Genomic DNA, 17680 nt, shown 5'->3' with positions numbered 1-17680 from the left:
AATTAATTTATAATAGATAGAAAAGAGGAGGATATCGAATGGCACAGTCAGTAAACATTCAGGACCAATATTTGAACAAACTTAGAAAAGACCATGTATCAGTTACAGTATTTTTAACTAACGGGTTTCAACTCCGGGGGGTTTTGAAAGCGTTCGATAATTTCACGGTTTTACTGGAGACTGATGGCAAGCAACAGCTGATTTTTAAACATGCAATATCCACTTTTGCGCCGGTGAAAAATATCTCATTAGATAAAGAGTAAATAAAGAGGCTGAGACATCACCAAAAAGAGAAATAAACTCTTTTGTCTCAGTCTCTTTATTTTTCTATCTTCATTTCACTATGGGCATTTGTCACACGCAATTCTTTTATCACGTATACTATCGTGATGAAGGAGTGATTTTGTGAATACACAACACATCCAAAATAAAAAAGGCCAAATAAATATTATATTGCAGGATAAACAAAATAAAGCTTTCCGTGATGATAGTCAGTCTGCTTTGGCAAATAACCCATTTTCACATATCGATACTGAATTTTCCTCATTTATCGGAATGCGGGAATTAAAACAAATGATTAAAGAAATTTATGCGACGATTGTTATAAATGAAAAGCGGAACGAAATGGGGCTCACAGAGTCTAAACAAGTACTTCATATGCTTTTTAAAGGCAATCCGGGAACAGGCAAGACGACAGTTGCAAGGAAGCTGGCAAGAATGTATTTTGAAATGAATGTGCTTTCGAAAGGTCACTTTATTGAAGCTGAACGTGCTGACCTGGTTGGTGAGTATATTGGTCAGACAGCCCAGAAGACCCGTGCTATTATTCAGAAGGCAAAAGGGGGCATATTATTTATTGATGAAGCCTATTCGCTGGGCCGCGGTGGGGAAAAAGACTTCGGAAAAGAGGCAATTGATACACTTGTGAAGCACATGGAAGACGATCATAGTGACTTTGTTTTAATTTTGGCAGGATATCCATATGAAATGGAACGATTTTTAACGTTAAATCCAGGATTAAAATCGCGATTTCCGTTTATATTGGATTTTCAGGATTATGATATTGATCAACTTATGAAAATAGCTAAACAAATGATCAAAGAACGGGAGTATGAATTGACGCAAGAAGCGGAGCGGAAAATACGGGCTCAGTTATATAAACAAAAGCAACAATCACAATTTAATTTTGCCAATGCCCGTTATGTGCGAAATGTCGTTGAACAATCGATCAGACGACATGCAGTCAGATTATTAAATAGAGAGATGTTCTCAGTCGATGATCTTATCTACTTAACGGGTGAAGATTTCAGGTTTAAAACAGATTAAGCCTTGTCTAAATTGTAGTGCCATGCATTCTTTGCTATGATGATGAAAGGATTGAAATTGTTCTTGAAGGAAGAGGTATCTATATGCCAGAGAAGGTATTAGTTATAGCGGTAAAAATGCCCGAGGATAATGATGAACGCTTTGAATCATCGCTTGCTGAACTGAAATCACTATCGCATACAGCTGGAGGCACGGTAGAAAAGGTAATGATCCAGAATCGGCAACGTATCCATCCAACCTATTATATTGGTGAAGGGAAAATGGAAGAAATCAGAGAGGCTGCTGAGCATCTGGGGACTGAATTAATTATTTCAAACGATGAGCTTTCAGCTGGTCAACTTCGCAATTTAACTGACCGTATCGGCGTCCGTATAATCGATCGGAGTCAGCTTATATTGGATATTTTTGCCCAGCGAGCACGCACGAAGGAAGGCAAATTACAAGTGGAGCTTGCCCAGCTGGAGTACACCCTGCCGAGACTGCGCGGCAGAGGCGAGGAAATGTCCCGCTTGGGTGCCGGTATTGGCACTCGCGGGCCAGGTGAAACTAAATTAGAAACTGATCAACGCCATATCAGAAGAAGAATTGATGATATTAAGAAGCAGTTAAACCAAGTCGTAAAACAGCGTGAACAATACCGCAAGCGCAGAAAATCCAATGATGCGTTCCAGATTGCTATTGTCGGCTATACTAACGCGGGTAAATCGACGCTCTTTAACCAGCTCACTAAAGGTGATGCGATGGTGGAAAATCAGTTATTTGCCACGCTTGACCCCCTGACACGTCAAATTCAGCTACCATCAGGTTTTCAAACATTAATAACAGACACTGTAGGGTTCATCCAGGATTTACCCACATCATTAATTGCGGCCTTCAAATCAACATTGGAGGAAGTCGGTGAGGCGGATTTTATAATGCATGTTGTTGATGTGTCCAATCCTGACTTGGAACAACACCAGAAAACGGTTGATCGTTTGCTCGAGGAATTAGGGGCAAACAAAATTCCGAAACTGGTGGTTTATAATAAAAAAGATCGGCTGAAGACAGACTTTATTCCTATGCAGCATCCAAATATCCTTATCAGTGCCGCTGAAAGCAATGATATCAGCCGTCTTCGGGAACAGCTCGAGGCTGCAATAAAAAGAGAATGGGATGAATACAGCGTCAGTTTAGCACCTGATGAAGGCAAGTTGCTGCATCGTTTTGAGCAGGAAACGATTGTGACACACCGTGCATTTGAAGAAGCGCGTAATCAATATTACGTTACAGGGTATATCAGACAACAACACCCGTTAAGAAGTTTAGTAAAGGAGCATTAAGGAAACGATGCGGAATGATTTGATAACACGAGCCGAGAATGACTGTAAAGCACAACATCAAAACGTCTCAAAAATAGTTGAACAGAATCAAAAGCGGGTGCTCGGAGCTTTTATGAATAATCGTATTAGCGATACCCATTTCCATTCCACAACTGGTTATGGCTATGATGATATGGGGAGGGAAGCGCTGGAAGCTGTCTATGCGGACGTATTCGGTGGAGAAGATGCACTTGTCAGGCCCCAGATGGTTTCCGGAACACATGCCATTGCAACAGCCTTATTCGGGATGTTGCGCCCGGGTGATGAACTTTTATATATCACCGGGAAACCATATGATACACTTGAATCAGTAATTGGGATAAATGATGAACAGAGTGGTTCATTAAACGATTTTCATATTAGTTATAATCAAGTTGATTTGCTTGAAGACGGATCGATCAACTTTGAAGGCATCAAGCGTAAGCTGACAACTAAAACCAAAGTAATCGCTGTTCAACGCTCAAAGGGCTACGATGACCGACCTTCATTTAGCATTGATGCCATTGAAGAAATGATCCAATTTGTAAAATCGATTAACAACAATCTGATTGTTTTCGTTGATAATTGTTACGGTGAGTTTGTTGAATGTCGTGAACCACTTCATGCCGGTGCGGATATAATGGCAGGATCGCTGATAAAAAATCCAGGCGGGGGTATCGTGCGTGCAGGGGGGTACATAGTGGGAAAGAAAGGCCTTGTCGAACAATGTGCCAATAGACTGATGGCGCCCGGGCTCGGGAAAGAAGCCGGGGCTACGTTTAATACGTTACAGGAAATGTTCCAGGGTTTATTTCTTGCCCCGCATGTTGTCGGAGAAGCCTTGAAAGGGGCAATCTTAACCGCCAGATACCTTGATATAGCCGGTTTTCAAACGAGCCCCGCTTATGATGCATTCCGTACTGATTTAATCCAGACTGTGACGTTTAACAATTCAGAAGAAATGATTGCTTTTTGTCAGGCGATCCAGCATAACTCGCCGATTGATGCTTTTGTGACTCCGCATCCGAGTGCCATGCCCGGTTATCAAGATGAAGTGATTATGGCTGCAGGCACCTTTATTCAAGGTGCGAGTTTGGAATTGACAGCAGATGGCCCCATCAGGGAACCATATACGGCGTTTGTTCAGGGGGGGTTAACATATTCGCACGTAAAGATTGCTTTGGAAGCAGCTGTTCAGGTTATGCTCAGGGATACCCCCTCCTATGAAAAAGCTGAGGAGTCTTAATATATTTGTCATATGACATGCATTTCGGTATGATGAAAAAATAGAAAATATCTAGTCCTGTATTTTAAGTAATGACACCTTTTAAGATCAGGCATTGAATTTAAGGAGGAAACTGAATGGGCTCAGGCTTAACAAAAGATGAAATTATGAAACGGATTGAAGAAGAAAATGTCAAGTTTATCCGGCTTCAATTCACGGATATGCTTGGCACGATAAAAAATGTGGAGATCCCGCTCAGCCAATTGGATAAAGCATTGGATAATAAAATGATGTTTGACGGGTCTTCGATTGAAGGATTTGTCCGTATTGAAGAATCGGATATGTACTTGCATCCTGACTTGGATTCATTTGTTGTCTTCCCGTGGACGTCGGAAAAAGGGAAGGTTGCCCGATTTATCTGTGATATATATAATCCCGACGGAACGCCTTTTGCCGGGTGTCCAAGGTATAATTTGAAGCGCAACTTGCAAAAGATGCAAGAATTAGGATTTGATGCTTTCAATATTGGGACAGAACCTGAATTCTTTTTATTTAAATTGAATGAAAAAGGGGCCCCGTCGATGGAGCTAAATGATCATGGCGGTTATTTCGACTTGGCTCCAACAGACTTAGGTGAAAATTGCAGGCGCGATATTGTTTTGGAATTAGAAGAAATGGGATTTGAAATTGAAGCATCACATCACGAAGGCGCCCCCGGTCAACACGAAATTGATTTTAAATACTCAGACGCCGTGAGACATGCTGATGATATTCAAACGTTTAAACTGGTTGTCAGAACGGTGGCCAGAAAACATAACCTGCATGCGACATTTATGCCAAAACCGCTCTTTGGTGTTAACGGCTCAGGGATGCATGTCAATATGTCGTTATTTAAAAATGGAGAAAATGCCTTTTTTAATAAAAATGGAGAAATGCAGTTAAGTGATGTAGCTTATCAATTTACTGCTGGCGTCATCAAACATGCCACCAATTTTACAGCAGTGACGAATCCGACTGTGAATTCTTATAAACGGCTGGTGCCCGGTTATGAAGCACCATGCTATGTAGCCTGGTCCGGCACCAACCGAAGCCCGCTTGTCCGGATCCCGTACTCACGGGGATTGAGCACACGGATTGAGGTAAGAAGCGTTGATCCTGCCGCCAATCCATATATGGCCATGGCTGTCTTGCTCGCCAGCGGGCTCGATGGTGTCCGAAATAAACTTAGTCCGCCTGAATCGGTTGATGAAAATATATATGATATGGATAAGAAAGAGCGGCAGAAACACGGTGTTAAAGATTTGCCGGCTACTTTAATGGATGCCCTTGAGGAATTGCAGAAAGATGAGACGATAGTCGAGTCATTGGGCGATCATTTATATGAACATTTTATGGAAGCGAAAGAAATTGAATGGGATATGTTCCGTACCACCGTTCATCCGTGGGAACGCGAACAATATTTAACAAGTTATTAAAGACAAAATTTAAACAAGGCTTTCTTCAGATAATACTGAGGAAAGCCTTGTTTTTTATGTTATATGCCGATAAAGTCCGATGACGATACCCAAAATAGTTACGTTGTCATATATAAGAGGTTCCATCGTAGCATTTTCCGGCTGCAAACGAATATGGTCTTTTTCTTTAAAGAACCGCTTGACAGTAGCTTCGTCTTCTTCTGTCATGCCGACTACAATATCACCATTTTGAGCAGTGTTTTGCTGTTTGACTATAACCATGTCCCCGTCTAATATACCTGCTTCAATCATACTCTCACCTTCAATGACAAGCACAAACAACGTTTCATCGGACGCTGTCACATTACTTGGCAAAGGTATAAATTCTTCGATATTTTCAACGGCGGTAATAGGAATACCTGCTGTTACCTTGCCGATAACCGGAGCATACCGCGGTTCTTCTTTTGGAATATTGCTTTGCTCTGAGGTATCCAATACTTCAATCGCTCTTGGTTTTGTCGGATCACGTCTGATAAAACCTTTACTTTCCAATCTCGCCAAATGGCCATGAACCGTAGAACTGGAAGCCAGGCCAACTGCTACAGCAATTTCACGGACAGACGGGGGGTAACCTTTCTCGTTTACTTCACCTTTAATATATTCAAGAATTGCTTCTTGCCGCTTTGAGAGTTTTGTCATCTATCAAGCACCTCACACATAGGATTTATTAAAGAAAGTATACCATTTATGGAAACATAACACAAACATTCGTTCGAAAAACTATTGACAAGAACGGTTGTTCGAGTATAATAGAAATTGCGAACAATCGTTCTAAATATAAATTTTGTTTTTAGTATCCGTTTAAAGTTAAAATTAAAAGGGGATGTTAATATGTTTGAAAAGATAACTAAAACCGATTTATTCTATTTAACAGCATTTGCAGCAGCACTCATATTTTTATATATTTCCATGGTAACGAGCGGATAACGAAGGAGTCTTAATTGTGAAAGCTATTATTTATTGCAGGGTAAGCACAGATAAAAAAACACAGGAATCGTCGCTGGAACGTCAAAAAGAAGAATTGTTGAAGCTTGCTGATAGCTATCATTTTACAGTGATAGATTGTATTCAGGAACAGGCAAGCGGTTACGAGATAGACAGAGACGGTATTTTTCAAATGTTGGATTGTTTTTCAGAAAACAGAGCAGATTGTTTGCTCATACAGGATGAAACAAGGCTGGGTCGCGGCAATACCAAGATTGCTCTGTTTCACCAGCTTACTAAACTGAATGTTTCAATTTACTCGGGGCTATATAAAGATGAACTTGAGTTGTCAGAAGCCGATTCCATGGTATTGCAAATAGTCAGTATCGTGGAGGAATATCAGCGGCGAATTCATAATACAAAAATTAAACGCGGTATGCGAAAAGCAATAGAAGATGGGTATGATCCGAGCGGCAATCTTAAAAATCGTGACAAGGCTCCGGGTAAAGAGCGTAAGTATTTTCCTATCGAAGAAGTTGTTCGTTTAAGGGAGAATAACCAAATGACGTTCAGGGAGATTGCAAATACACTTAACGGTCTTGGCTATGATGTTTCCAAAGCCACAGTCCACCGCAGGTATCTGGAACATCACAAAACTTGAATATCCATCAATGGACGTGTAATATAAAAAGGCAGGAACAAGTGTAATGTTCGTGTCTTTTTTTATTGTTCAGGAGGTTCGATTAATGATATCAAACGAAAAGCTGGAACGTATAAATCAACTGGCGAAAAAATCGAAGGAAGAGGGTTTAACTTTAAAAGAACAAACGGAACAAAAGGAGCTAAGACAAGAGTATTTGCAAAACGTTCGAAGTTCTTTTAAAAACCAGTTTAAATCAATGACTGTAAAAGACCCTGAAGGTAATGACGTGACACCTCAAAAGGTACGTGATCTGCAGAATAAAAATAACAAGCATTAACGTATAACTATTGCTTGTTCCAATAATTGATTCATTATAAAATAAACGTGAAAATGAAAGCTAAATATGGAAAGGGGAATTGTTTTGTCAGAATCAGTTGAACAATTATCGATTAATACAATAAGAACGCTGTCCATTGACGCCATTGAAAATGCAAGTTCTGGCCACCCAGGTCTTCCTATGGGTGCTGCACCTATGGCTTATACGTTATGGACCGATTTTATGACTCATAATCCCAAAAACTCGAAATGGTTTAATCGTGACCGTTTTGTTTTATCTGCGGGACACGGTTCCATGCTTTTATACAGTCTTTTGCATCTTTCTGGCTATGATGTAACGATTGATGATTTGAAATCATTCAGGCAGTGGGATTCAAGAACGCCTGGGCACCCGGAGGTACATCATACGGATGGTGTAGAAGCAACCACCGGCCCTCTTGGTCAGGGAATTGCTATGTCGGTTGGCATGGCTATGGCAGAAGCACATTTGGGGGCTACGTATAATAAAGATAATATGTCGATCGTTGATCATTATACGTATGCACTTGTAAGTGATGGCGATCTTATGGAAGGCATTTCCCATGAATCTGCGTCACTTGCCGGACATTTGCGGCTTGGAAAACTTATAGCATTGTATGATTCGAATGACATTTCACTTGACGGAGAGTTAAACCGTGCGTTCTCCGATAATACAGAAGAGCGCTTTAAAGCATACGGCTGGCAAGTGATTCGGGTTGAAGATGGGAATGATTTGGAAGAAATCCGAAAAGCGATTAAAAAAGCTAAGGAAAATACAGATCAGCCGACTTTGATTGAAGTCAAAACTGTAATTGGGTATGGCTCACCAAACAAATCGGCATCAGCAGCTTCTCACGGGGCACCTCTTGGTGAGGATGAAGTTAAATTGACGAAAGAACATTACAAGTGGGAACATGAGGATTTCCATGTGCCTGATGAAGTTTATGCTGATTTCAAGGAAAAGATCGCTAAAGATGGTGAAGAAGCTGAGCAAGAGTGGAATCGCTTGTTCGATAGCTATAAGGAAAAATATCCAGAAGCAGGGGCTGAACTGGAGCATGCCATAAATGGAGAACTCCCGGAAAACTGGGATAAAAACCTCCCTGTTTACGATTCCGGAGACGATGCTAAAGCAACACGGGCAACATCCGGTGAAGTTTTAAATGAGGTTTCTAAAACGGTCCCATATCTTTTCGGCGGAAGTGCCGATTTGGCAGGTTCCAATAAAACAACCATTAAAGAGCAGGAAGATTTCTCGCGGTTTAATTATGCAGGTAAAAATATTTGGTTCGGGGTTCGCGAATTTGCCATGGCAGCTGCCGCTAACGGGATGGCCCTTCATGGTGGAATTAAACCATATGCGGGCACATTCTTTGTCTTTAGTGATTACTTGCGCCCGGCACTCCGTCTCTCCGCCATTATGAATAACCCGGTGACCTACGTGTTCACGCATGATTCAATAGCAGTTGGGGAAGACGGCCCGACACATGAACCTATTGAACAATTGGCATCCTTGCGTGCTATGCCGGGTCTTTCACTTATTCGGCCTGCCGACGGAAATGAAGTACGGGCTGCCTGGAGACTAGCGCTTGAATCAGAGAATCAACCAACCGCTCTCGTTCTAACAAGACAGGGCCTCCCTGTTCTGGATGGTACCAAGGAAAATGGATATGAAGGTGTAAGGAAAGGGGCTTATGTGGTCAGCAAAACCGATAAAGAAACACCTGATGCGCTTCTGTTAGCATCCGGTTCAGAAGTACAACTGGCTGTAAAGGCAAAAGAAGCACTGGATGATAAGGGTATTAAAGTTAACGTTGTCAGCATGCCGTCCTGGGACAGATTTAATGTGCAGGACAGTGCTTATAAAGAACAAGTGCTTCCTGCTGAAGTCAAAAAGCGGCTTGCGATTGAAATGGCATCACCGTTTGGCTGGGAGAGATACACTGGTGATGAAGGTGATGTGTTGGCTATTGACCGGTTTGGTGCCTCCGCAAATGGTGACAAAGTAGTGGAGGAATATGGCTTTAATGTTGAGAACGTTGTAAAACATGTTGAAGATTTGTTAAATAAGTAATTATAAGCAGGTGGCTTACCAGGAAAAGGAAGCCACCTTTTTTTATGTTGAATTATATAAGTTGCTGAATACTCTGCTTAAGCAAACGCTAAATAATACACTTATTTGCTTTGAATGCTTGTTCTCGACAAAGTTAGTAGTTGTTCGCATCATAGAGTGACAAACTTATATGCTAAAATCGGTATAATAGAGGTAAAGGGGAGGGGTTTTGTTGAATAACTACACCATTTACTGGATAAAAGAGGAATTTGCGCTTTTTTTCTATCATAGAAGTGATGTGTTATATCGATTTATTAAAGATTACGAGTCTGATCAATACAGAGATGATCTTGCTATGCAGTTGCAGTATATAACCATCGATCTTCCAAAAACTAAAATTGTATCAAGGATTCTTAAACAATTGCCTTCAACAGTTCATACAGAAGAGGAAGCAGGCACGTTGTACATCTACAGAGATCTAAAATGTATCTCTTTACATATAGAGGAAAAACGTATAAACTTTCGAGGGGATATCATCCATGATGGAGAAGATTTACTTTTCCCTGTCCTGCGCTCTTTACAGCCGTATTTTTATGTTGCCGGGCAAGATTCTTATAACTCCGGGTGGATTTCACCAATCAGGCAGAATAAGGTGGGGCAGAGGACTGGACAAGTATTGTATTCTTACCTTTAGTTTACTATACTGTATGAGAGACAACATGAAGGAGGAAAGCTTTAATGGACGTGATTTGGGTTGTGTTAATTGCAATTTTGGCATTAATTGCGGGAGTTGCACTTGGCTTTTTTATTGCAAGAAAATATATGATGAACTATTTAAAGAAAAACCCGCCAATTAATGAACAAATGCTTCGGACACTGATGATGCAAATGGGGCAGAAACCGTCCCAGAAGAAAATCAATCAAATGATGCGGTCAATGAATAATCAACAACAAGAAAAAAGTAAAGGTAAAGGAAAATAATGGCTATTATTCATAAGAAATGCTCGAAACCCTCTGATTAAATGATTTTTCAGAGGGATTTTATTAAGCCTGTTTAATGAAGTGTTGCTTTATCCACCCTTGTAACTGGCAGTAATCTTCCAAAAAACGGAAGAAACTCCCAGTAAATGTCCGATTCGGTTCGGGCCTGCGGGATGCAGGTCACAAAGGCGTTGGCTATTGACGTGGCGCACTTAGCCTTTGTTCCCCTGATCAGGTGGGAAAGTGCGCCCACTGATTGAAGTTTCACTGTATCCCGCATATAACTGGCACTAGTCTTCCAAAAAACGGAAGACACTGCCAGTAAATGTCCGATTCGGTTCGGGCCTGCAGGATGCAGGTCACAAAGGCGTTGCCACAGGAGGTGGCGCACTTAGCCTTTGTTCCCCTAATCAGTGGGAAAATACGCCCACTGATTGAAGTTTCACTGTATTGTCAAAATGGGATTCAGTCTGTGTTGCATGCATCTGATAAGATAGGTGCAAGGCTTAAAGTAGGAGGCGGAACATGTCAGAAGAAATTAATGTCTTCATAGCTTTTGGTGCGGGACTATTGTCATTTATCTCGCCATGTGTATTGCCGTTATATCCAGCTTTTCTTTCGTATATAACCGGTATGAGTGTAAATGAGCTAAAAGAAGAAAATAAAATGCTCACCAGAAAAAGTTTACTACATACGATTTTCTTCCTGTTTGGTTTTTCAATGGTTTTTATCATGCTCGGATTCGGTACGTCCTTTATTTCAGAATTCCTGCAAGCCAACAAAGACATTATCAGGCAGGTCGGTGCTATACTGATTGTATTTTTTGGACTTGTTATTGTAGGCGTTTTTAATTTTAAATTTCTCATGAAAGACCGGAAAATCACGTTTAAAAACCGTCCAGCCGGTTTTTTTGGGTCCTTTATTATCGGGCTGGCCTTCTCGTTGGGGTGGACACCTTGTATGGGGCCAATATTAGTGATTGTCATTTCACTGGCTGCTACCAATCCTGATTTGGGTATGGTAATGATGATAAGTTATATCCTTGGTTTTTCTATACCATTTCTTGTATTATCTTTTTTTGTCGGAAAAATGAAATGGATCAGACGGAATAGTGCTAAACTAACCAAAATTGGCGGTTATATCATGGTGTTCATGGGGATCGCTTTATATTTTGACTGGATGGCTGATTTAACTGCATTTCTGGCAAGTTTGTTTGGGTTTTCAGGTTTTTAAGACGCCGGATGAATTTCATATTCGCAATATGTTATAATGAATTCAACATGAGAGCGGGTTCAAAGAAATAAAGGAGTAGTAACTAAAATGGATAGACCAAACAATCTTATTTTGCGCACGACGACATCAATAATCGCTTTTATACTGTTGGGTTTTTCAATCTATTTATTATTTGCAGGTCATAACTCCCCCGGTGGCGGATTTATTGGCGGATTGATGACCTCAGCTGCAATCGTCCTGATGTATATGGCGTACGGGACAAACTTACTAGAGAAGATTCTGCCGTTTAACTATAAGAAAATGGCTCCGCTTGGGCTGTTGATTGCAACAGCAACAGGTATAGGTTCTTTTCTGTTTCAACAGCCATTTCTATCACAAACGTTCGGCTATTTTCATTTTCCGGTCTTAGGGGAGCTGGAACTGGCTACAGCAATGCTGTTTGATTTAGGTGTTTATTTGACAGTTTTTGGTGTTACGATGACCATTATTTTATCAATTGCTGAAGACCAGTAAAAACGATTAGGAAAATGAACGAATTCCACACCGAGCGGTTAAATTAAATATAGCCTTGTATTACTGTAATAATATGCACGGACTGATAAGAGAAAGAGTTGGTAAAGAATGTTTTGGCTGATAGCAAGTACCATCGTCGCCACTATAATGGCGATTACGATGATTTTCATACGGTTGAAAGCTTCCAGGAAACCGGCATCTGTTAAAAAAATTATATTGCCGCCGCTGTTTATGAGTACAGGCGCATTTATGTTTTTATTTCCTGTATTTCGTGTAAACATTTTGCAAGTGTTGGAAGCCATCGTTATCGGTGTTATATTCTCTATCTTTTTAATCAAAACATCAAAATTTGAAGTGAAAGAGCAGCATATATACCTTATTCCATCGAAAGCGTTTGTTTTTATTTTATTTGGGCTGCTATTTATCAGGACGATGGTTAAACTGGCGATTGGGTCAACGATTTCGTTTGGAGAAACGAGCGGTATGTTTTTTCTCCTTGCTTTTGGTATGATCGTAACATGGCGTCTGGCCATGCTGTATAAGTTTAAAAAACTTGAAAAAAAGCTGGAAGTAAGTGAAGATATACGTGCGTAACTGAAAACAGATATATAAAAGGCAGCCTCATCTTATTTAAGGGGCTGCCTTTTTATATAGTGCAAAAATGCAGAATAACTTCTTATTTGGAGCGAAGTGACTTGTCAGATGCCATTTTTTTATAACGCGACTTCCAATTATCAGCATAATTGCTGCGGGATAATTCAAATAGATGCTCATAAGGTTTGACATCAATTTCTTTTTCTTTTAGTTTCTTTCTTAAAAATTTATGGTCTCTTTTGGGGGTTGCTAAGATATAGCCTTCAATAAGTGTTTCCTGTGTAATCTCTTTATTTTCCTTTTTTAAAGCAATTTCGCCAATTTTCCCTGCAATTTTATGCCTGGCCACATCTCTGAATAATTCTGGAACGGGAGAAACTAACTCTTCAAGCATGGATTTTTCATTTTCTTGCCACATATCGATGGTTTGGTTCACATAATACTCTTCCCAGTCCATATTTGAACGGCCATCTTCTTTAGGAAGCTGTTTCAGGAATTTACGGAACATAAAATAGCCGCCAATCCCCATTAAGCTGATCATCAAAAATCCCCAAAAAATGATGAAAAGATCGTCTATCATTGCCATAGAATCACCTATTTTGCTTTTGTAATTTATAATTTAGTAATAATTTCCTTTAATTTTTATTTTTTTTGGGCTATTATAGTATCTATCCATATTGATAAAATGATATATGTCGAATAGAAAAAATTTTACACTAATTAAATCTGTATTATAATTTAAGTTGGTTATATCGACTGATTTATACATATATTAGCATATCTTCGTTAAATTTGTCATATGAATGGTTAACATAAACAGCAGGGAGGGTGAAGAATGGACAACAACTACCTAAACGGACCAACAGATTCCAGGGAAAATGAACACCGTTCCACTATACCTCAAAACCTCCACGAATTTTATAATCTTGCTTCATTACCTTCTTCCGTTTTCAAGTGGATGGATCAAAATATGACAGGGTTTATCGTTTTATGGGGCTTAGACGGTACAGCTTTATATATATCAAAAACAGCGGAGGAAATACTGGGCTATCCCATCTCTGAAATGCTTGGTACAAAATGGTATGATTGGATTCCTCCGTCAGCCACCTCGTACATTAAAAACAGTCTTAAACTCACCCAAAATATTAACCAAACCTTTCATCTAAAAGTAAGGGATTTCACCGGTGAAAGCGTGTGGACTGAAAACAAAGTAACAGCTATTGAAGATGCCAACGGCAATAAGTATTATGTATCAGCGACAAAAGATATTACAGATAAAAGAGATGCCGAAGAGCTGATGGCCAGATCCGAACAATTGTCCGTAGCCGGTCAACTTGCAGCGGGCATTGCGCATGAAATACGCAACCCGCTCACATCAATAAAAGGCTTCTTACAGCTCTTACAGGCTGGAGTGAACCGTGAAGAGGAATATTATAAGATCATGGTTGATGAAATTGAAAAGATTGAAAAAATCACATCTGAATTATTGTTCATTTCGAAGCCAATGACTGATTATAAAAAGATAGAGAACGTGTCTGAAATGATTAATGATGTTGTAACATTACTGGCCCCCCAAGCCAAGCTGAAAAATATTATACTGTTGTGGGAACAACATAATGGGCAGAGCGTTATATGTGATCGCTCACAACTCAAGCAGGTTTTTATAAATCTTCTTAAAAATGCAATTGAAGCGATGGATAGACCAGGGTCAATCACAATCAACAATTATCTTAAAAACAATGAAATTTATATTGATATCATTGATGAAGGAACAGGAATACCTGATGAAATCATGACTAAATTGGGAGAACCTTTTTTTACAACGAAGCAAAATGGTACAGGACTTGGTCTGATGATTACAAGACACATTCTCGAACGTCATGGCGGAAAACTTGAAGCATTGCGCAATAAAACCTTAGGGAGCACATTCAGAGTAATTTTGCCGACCCCTTGAGATAAGTTTAATTCTATTGGTCAACACATACATATAAGTAAAATTTATCACATTTAATAATTTATTAATATATTATTTCTACTGTATAACGATTGTCTTATAGAATCATTTCCTATAATATATAGTTGTAGAGACTTATTGCAGATAATGTTAGTTAAATTTATCTGCGTGAAAGATCCCGGGTCAAATTATGAGTTACCGCTGGAATCTGGGATTTTATTGAATAAGCATGCTGTTTTAGAAATGATGAAAGAGGGGAGTTACAGCTTTTATGGGTATTGATGCAAAAAAACAGTTTGAATTGAATGGCAAAACGTATAATTACTATCAGTTAAAAGCCATTGAAAATGCCAACCTTGGAAATGTTTCCCGTCTGCCATATTCTGTACGTGTATTGCTTGAATCGCTCATGCGTCAGAAAGACGGTCATGTCATTAAGGATGAGCATATTGAATCACTGTCAAAATGGGGCAAAAAGAACGATATTAACGCCGATGTTCCCTTTAAACCTTCCCGGGTAATTCTTCAGGATTTCACCGGTGTACCAGCTGTAGTGGATCTGGCTTCACTCAGGAAGGCTATGGTTGATATGGGGGGCGAGCCGGATAAGATAAATCCGGAGGTACCGGTGGACTTGGTTATTGACCACTCGGTACAAGTTGACCAATATGGCACCCCAAATGCATTGCAAGCTAACATGGAACTTGAATTTGAACGGAATATGGAACGTTATGAATTCTTACACTGGGCACAAAAAGCGTTTGATAATTATCGCGCGGTGCCGCCCGCAACAGGTATCGTCCATCAGGTGAACCTCGAGTATATTGCTAACGTGGTGCACGGTTTGGAAAACGATGATGGTACTTATGATGCGTTTCCTGATACACTGGTCGGCACAGACTCACATACGACAATGATTAACGGCCTTGGTGTCCTGGGATGGGGCGTAGGTGGTATCGAAGCTGAAGCAGGTATGCTGGGCCAGCCATCTTATTTCCCTGCGCCGGAAGTTATTGGCGTTAAATTTACTGGCAGTTTCCCTCAGGGAACAACAGCGACTGACCTTGCATTGAAAGTGACACAAGTGCTGCGGGAGAAAAACGTTGTCGGGAAATTTGTCGAATATTTCGGTCCGGGACTCAAAGATATGCCGCTTGCTGATCGTGCAACAATATCCAACATGGCACCTGAATATGGCGCAACGTGCGGCTTTTTCCCAGTTGACGAAGAAGCACTGAGTTATATGCATTTAACCGGCCGCAGTCAGGAACAAATTGACCTGGTTGAAAAATATTGCAAAGAAAACGATTTGTGGTATTCACCTGACCAGGAAGATCCGGAGTATACTGAGCTGGTTGAAATTAACTTGTCAGAACTTGAACCAAATCTTTCCGGTCCTAAACGTCCCCAGGATTTAATTGCGCTTTCAAATATGAAAGAAGAGTTTAACAAAGCTATTACCGCACCTTCCGGGAACCAAGGATTCGGCATGGATAAATCAGAATTCGACAAAGTTGCAACCGTACAGCATCCAAATGGTGAAACGTCTGCAATGAAAACAGGTGCGCTTGCTATCGCAGCGATCACTTCCTGTACAAATACATCAAATCCGTATGTCATGCTTGGTGCCGGACTGCTCGCTAAAAATGCAGTCGAAAAAGGCCTGAAAGTACCTGAATACGTCAAAACATCACTCGCTCCGGGCTCAAAAGTTGTTACGCGCTATCTTGAGGATTCAGGACTTCAAAAATACTTGAATGAGCTTGGTTTTAATCTGGTCGGTTATGGATGTACAACGTGCATAGGTAACTCAGGACCACTCCGTCCAGAAATTGAAAAAGCCATCGAAGAAAGTGATTTAACGGTTTCATCAGTCTTATCAGGTAACCGTAACTTTGAAGGACGGATTCACCCGCTTGTTAAAGCAAACTATCTGGCTTCACCTCCGTTGGTTGTTGCATATGCTTTGGCCGGATCGGTTGACTTTGATTTAACCGAAGAACAGCTGGGAACTGATGCTGATGGTGAACCAATTTACCTTCAAGATATCTGGCCATCAATGGACGATATTAAAGATGCTGTTCAAGCTGTTGTGAAACCGGAAATCTTCCGTAAAGAATACGAAAAGGTATTCGATTCAAATGAAAAATGGAACGAAATCAAAACGACTGATGAACCATTATTCGAATGGGACAGTGAATCAACTTATATACAAAATCCGCCATTCTTTGAGGGGTTATCACGAGAGGCAGGTTCAATTGACTCATTGAATAACTTGCGTGTAATCGGCAAGTTCGGTGACTCAGTAACCACTGACCATATTTCACCTGCTGGCGCGATTGCCAAAGATATGCCAGCCGGTCAATATCTTCAGGAAAAAGGTGTATCACCGCGAAACTTCAATTCATATGGTTCGCGCCGTGGTAACCATGAAGTGATGATGCGTGGCACGTTTGCAAACATCCGTATCCGTAATTTACTGGCACAAGGTAAAGAAGGTGGCTACACAACTTATTGGCCAACCGGGGAGCTGATGGCATTTTATGATGCTGCCATGAAGTACCAGGAAGATGGTACCGGGTTGATGGTTATCGGTGGTAAAGACTATGGCATGGGTTCTTCCCGTGACTGGGCTGCCAAAGGTACAAATCTGCTTGGCATAAAAACAGTTATAGCGGAGAGTTTTGAACGTATTCACCGCTCAAACTTAGTTATGATGGGTGTGCTGCCGCTGCAGTTTGAAAAAGGTGACAGTGCTGATAAACTTGGGTTGACCGGTGAAGAAACCTTCCATGTAGAAGTTGACGGCGACGTTAAACCACATGATCGCATTAACGTGAAAGCGGTCGACGCGAATGGAAAAACAACTGAGTTTCAAGCTATCGCTCGTTTCGATAGTGATGTTGAAGTTGACTATTACCGTCACGGCGGTATTTTACAAATGGTGCTGCGCAATAAGCTGCAAACAGCTGGCGACACAGTACAATAATAAGAATGGAAGAAATAAAGCCGATACACCAAGCCGGGTG

General features: G+C 40.6%; 17 protein-coding genes. 15 read left to right on the top strand and 2 right to left on the bottom strand.

Features of this window, described 5'->3' with window-relative positions; translation table 11 throughout:
• Window positions 1–38 precede the first annotated feature (38 nt).
• The 5 genes from hfq (at window position 39) to glnA (ending at window position 5363) form a co-directional block, all read left to right on the top strand.
• Entirely contained in the window at window positions 39–263 is a 225-nt protein-coding gene (gene hfq, locus BMZ22_RS06540) for an RNA chaperone Hfq (protein WP_090083337.1), read from the top strand.
• Window positions 264–405: 142 nt separating this feature from the next.
• On the top strand, window positions 406–1326 hold the full coding sequence (gene spoVK / locus BMZ22_RS06535; RefSeq protein WP_090083334.1) for a stage V sporulation protein K: 921 nt from the start codon (window positions 406–408) through the stop codon (window positions 1324–1326).
• A gap of 83 nt (window positions 1327–1409) precedes the next feature.
• Complete coding sequence (hflX, locus tag BMZ22_RS06530) at window positions 1410–2645, top strand: GTPase HflX (RefSeq protein WP_090083332.1); 1236 nt, start codon at window positions 1410–1412, stop codon at window positions 2643–2645.
• A 7-nt stretch (window positions 2646–2652) separates the two neighbouring features.
• The gene (locus tag BMZ22_RS06525) at window positions 2653–3909 is read left to right on the top strand and encodes a methionine gamma-lyase family protein (RefSeq protein ID WP_090083329.1); all 1257 of its coding nucleotides are present in this window, start codon (window positions 2653–2655) and stop codon (window positions 3907–3909) included.
• Window positions 3910–4025: 116 nt separating this feature from the next.
• A complete protein-coding gene (glnA, locus tag BMZ22_RS06520) occupies window positions 4026–5363 on the top strand; it encodes a type I glutamate--ammonia ligase (RefSeq protein WP_090083327.1) in 1338 nt (445 codons plus the stop codon).
• 54 nt (window positions 5364–5417) lie between these two features.
• Here the strand turns inward: glnA and lexA are convergent, their stop codons facing one another.
• Window positions 5418–6041 carry a transcriptional repressor LexA gene (gene lexA / locus BMZ22_RS06515; RefSeq protein WP_090083324.1) on the bottom strand — a complete coding sequence of 208 codons (624 nt, stop codon included), beginning with the start codon at window positions 6039–6041 and terminating at the stop codon, window positions 5418–5420.
• Window positions 6042–6345: 304 nt separating this feature from the next.
• Between lexA and BMZ22_RS06510 the strand changes: the two genes are divergently transcribed.
• The 8 genes from BMZ22_RS06510 to BMZ22_RS06475 all read left to right on the top strand — a co-directional run bounded on the left by BMZ22_RS06510 (window position 6346) and on the right by BMZ22_RS06475 (window position 12697).
• Window positions 6346–6987, top strand: coding sequence for a YneB family resolvase-like protein (locus BMZ22_RS06510; RefSeq protein WP_090083321.1), 642 nt, complete (start codon window positions 6346–6348; stop codon window positions 6985–6987).
• Between the two features lie 85 nt (window positions 6988–7072).
• Window positions 7073–7306: a DUF896 domain-containing protein gene (locus tag BMZ22_RS06505; RefSeq protein ID WP_090083319.1), complete on the top strand. Its 234-nt coding sequence runs from the start codon at window positions 7073–7075 to the stop codon at window positions 7304–7306.
• Window positions 7307–7390: 84 nt separating this feature from the next.
• Entirely contained in the window at window positions 7391–9397 is a 2007-nt protein-coding gene (gene tkt, locus BMZ22_RS06500; protein WP_090083317.1) for a transketolase, read from the top strand.
• A 211-nt stretch (window positions 9398–9608) separates the two neighbouring features.
• Complete coding sequence (gene sirA / locus BMZ22_RS06495; RefSeq protein ID WP_177183364.1) at window positions 9609–10070, top strand: sporulation inhibitor of replication protein SirA; 462 nt, start codon at window positions 9609–9611, stop codon at window positions 10068–10070.
• A 44-nt stretch (window positions 10071–10114) separates the two neighbouring features.
• Entirely contained in the window at window positions 10115–10357 is a 243-nt protein-coding gene (locus tag BMZ22_RS06490) for a YneF family protein (protein WP_090083311.1), read from the top strand.
• Window positions 10358–10882: 525 nt separating this feature from the next.
• The gene (locus BMZ22_RS06485) at window positions 10883–11590 is read left to right on the top strand and encodes a cytochrome c biogenesis CcdA family protein (RefSeq protein WP_090083309.1); all 708 of its coding nucleotides are present in this window, start codon (window positions 10883–10885) and stop codon (window positions 11588–11590) included.
• 87 nt (window positions 11591–11677) lie between these two features.
• Window positions 11678–12103 carry a Na(+)/H(+) antiporter subunit B gene (locus tag BMZ22_RS06480; protein WP_090083307.1) on the top strand — a complete coding sequence of 142 codons (426 nt, stop codon included), beginning with the start codon at window positions 11678–11680 and terminating at the stop codon, window positions 12101–12103.
• 108 nt (window positions 12104–12211) lie between these two features.
• Window positions 12212–12697 carry a CcdC family protein gene (locus BMZ22_RS06475; protein WP_090083304.1) on the top strand — a complete coding sequence of 162 codons (486 nt, stop codon included), beginning with the start codon at window positions 12212–12214 and terminating at the stop codon, window positions 12695–12697.
• 82 nt (window positions 12698–12779) lie between these two features.
• On the opposite strand, the gene BMZ22_RS06470 is transcribed toward BMZ22_RS06475, so the two are convergent.
• Complete coding sequence (locus tag BMZ22_RS06470) at window positions 12780–13283, bottom strand: DUF2621 family protein (RefSeq protein WP_090083302.1); 504 nt, start codon at window positions 13281–13283, stop codon at window positions 12780–12782.
• Window positions 13284–13532: 249 nt separating this feature from the next.
• On the opposite strand from BMZ22_RS06470, the gene BMZ22_RS06465 reads away from it, so the two are divergent.
• On the top strand, window positions 13533–14651 hold the full coding sequence (locus BMZ22_RS06465) for an ATP-binding protein (RefSeq protein ID WP_245745244.1): 1119 nt from the start codon (window positions 13533–13535) through the stop codon (window positions 14649–14651).
• 271 nt (window positions 14652–14922) lie between these two features.
• The gene (acnA, locus tag BMZ22_RS06460) at window positions 14923–17640 is read left to right on the top strand and encodes an aconitate hydratase AcnA (RefSeq protein WP_090083299.1); all 2718 of its coding nucleotides are present in this window, start codon (window positions 14923–14925) and stop codon (window positions 17638–17640) included.
• Window positions 17641–17680: the final 40 nt, after the last annotated feature.

Origin of the sequence: Lentibacillus persicus (assembly GCF_900112705.1) — a bacterium.
Lineage (GTDB): Bacteria > Bacillota > Bacilli > Bacillales > Amphibacillaceae > Lentibacillus > Lentibacillus persicus.
This window is presented reverse-complemented; position numbering and strand designations above follow the sequence as displayed.

Bases quoted from the DNA above. Each gene is read 5' to 3' on its own strand.
- hflX (WP_090083332.1), top strand. From the start codon at position 1,410: ATGCCAGAGAAGGTATTAGTTATAGCGGTAAAAATGCCCGAGGATAAT.
- BMZ22_RS06485 (WP_090083309.1), top strand. From the start codon at position 10,883: ATGTCAGAAGAAATTAATGTCTTCATAGCTTTTGGTGCGGGACTATTG.
- BMZ22_RS06470 (WP_090083302.1), bottom strand. From the start codon at position 13,283: ATGGCAATGATAGACGATCTTTTCATCATTTTTTGGGGATTTTTGATG.
- lexA (WP_090083324.1), bottom strand. From the start codon at position 6,041: ATGACAAAACTCTCAAAGCGGCAAGAAGCAATTCTTGAATATATTAAA.
- BMZ22_RS06525 (WP_090083329.1), top strand. From the start codon at position 2,653: ATGCGGAATGATTTGATAACACGAGCCGAGAATGACTGTAAAGCACAA.
- BMZ22_RS06505 (WP_090083319.1), top strand. From the start codon at position 7,073: ATGATATCAAACGAAAAGCTGGAACGTATAAATCAACTGGCGAAAAAA.
- BMZ22_RS06465 (WP_245745244.1), top strand. From the start codon at position 13,533: ATGGACAACAACTACCTAAACGGACCAACAGATTCCAGGGAAAATGAA.
- BMZ22_RS06475 (WP_090083304.1), top strand. From the start codon at position 12,212: ATGTTTTGGCTGATAGCAAGTACCATCGTCGCCACTATAATGGCGATT.
- BMZ22_RS06480 (WP_090083307.1), top strand. From the start codon at position 11,678: ATGGATAGACCAAACAATCTTATTTTGCGCACGACGACATCAATAATC.
- hfq (WP_090083337.1), top strand. From the start codon at position 39: ATGGCACAGTCAGTAAACATTCAGGACCAATATTTGAACAAACTTAGA.
- BMZ22_RS06490 (WP_090083311.1), top strand. From the start codon at position 10,115: ATGGACGTGATTTGGGTTGTGTTAATTGCAATTTTGGCATTAATTGCG.
- acnA (WP_090083299.1), top strand. From the start codon at position 14,923: ATGGGTATTGATGCAAAAAAACAGTTTGAATTGAATGGCAAAACGTAT.
- glnA (WP_090083327.1), top strand. From the start codon at position 4,026: ATGGGCTCAGGCTTAACAAAAGATGAAATTATGAAACGGATTGAAGAA.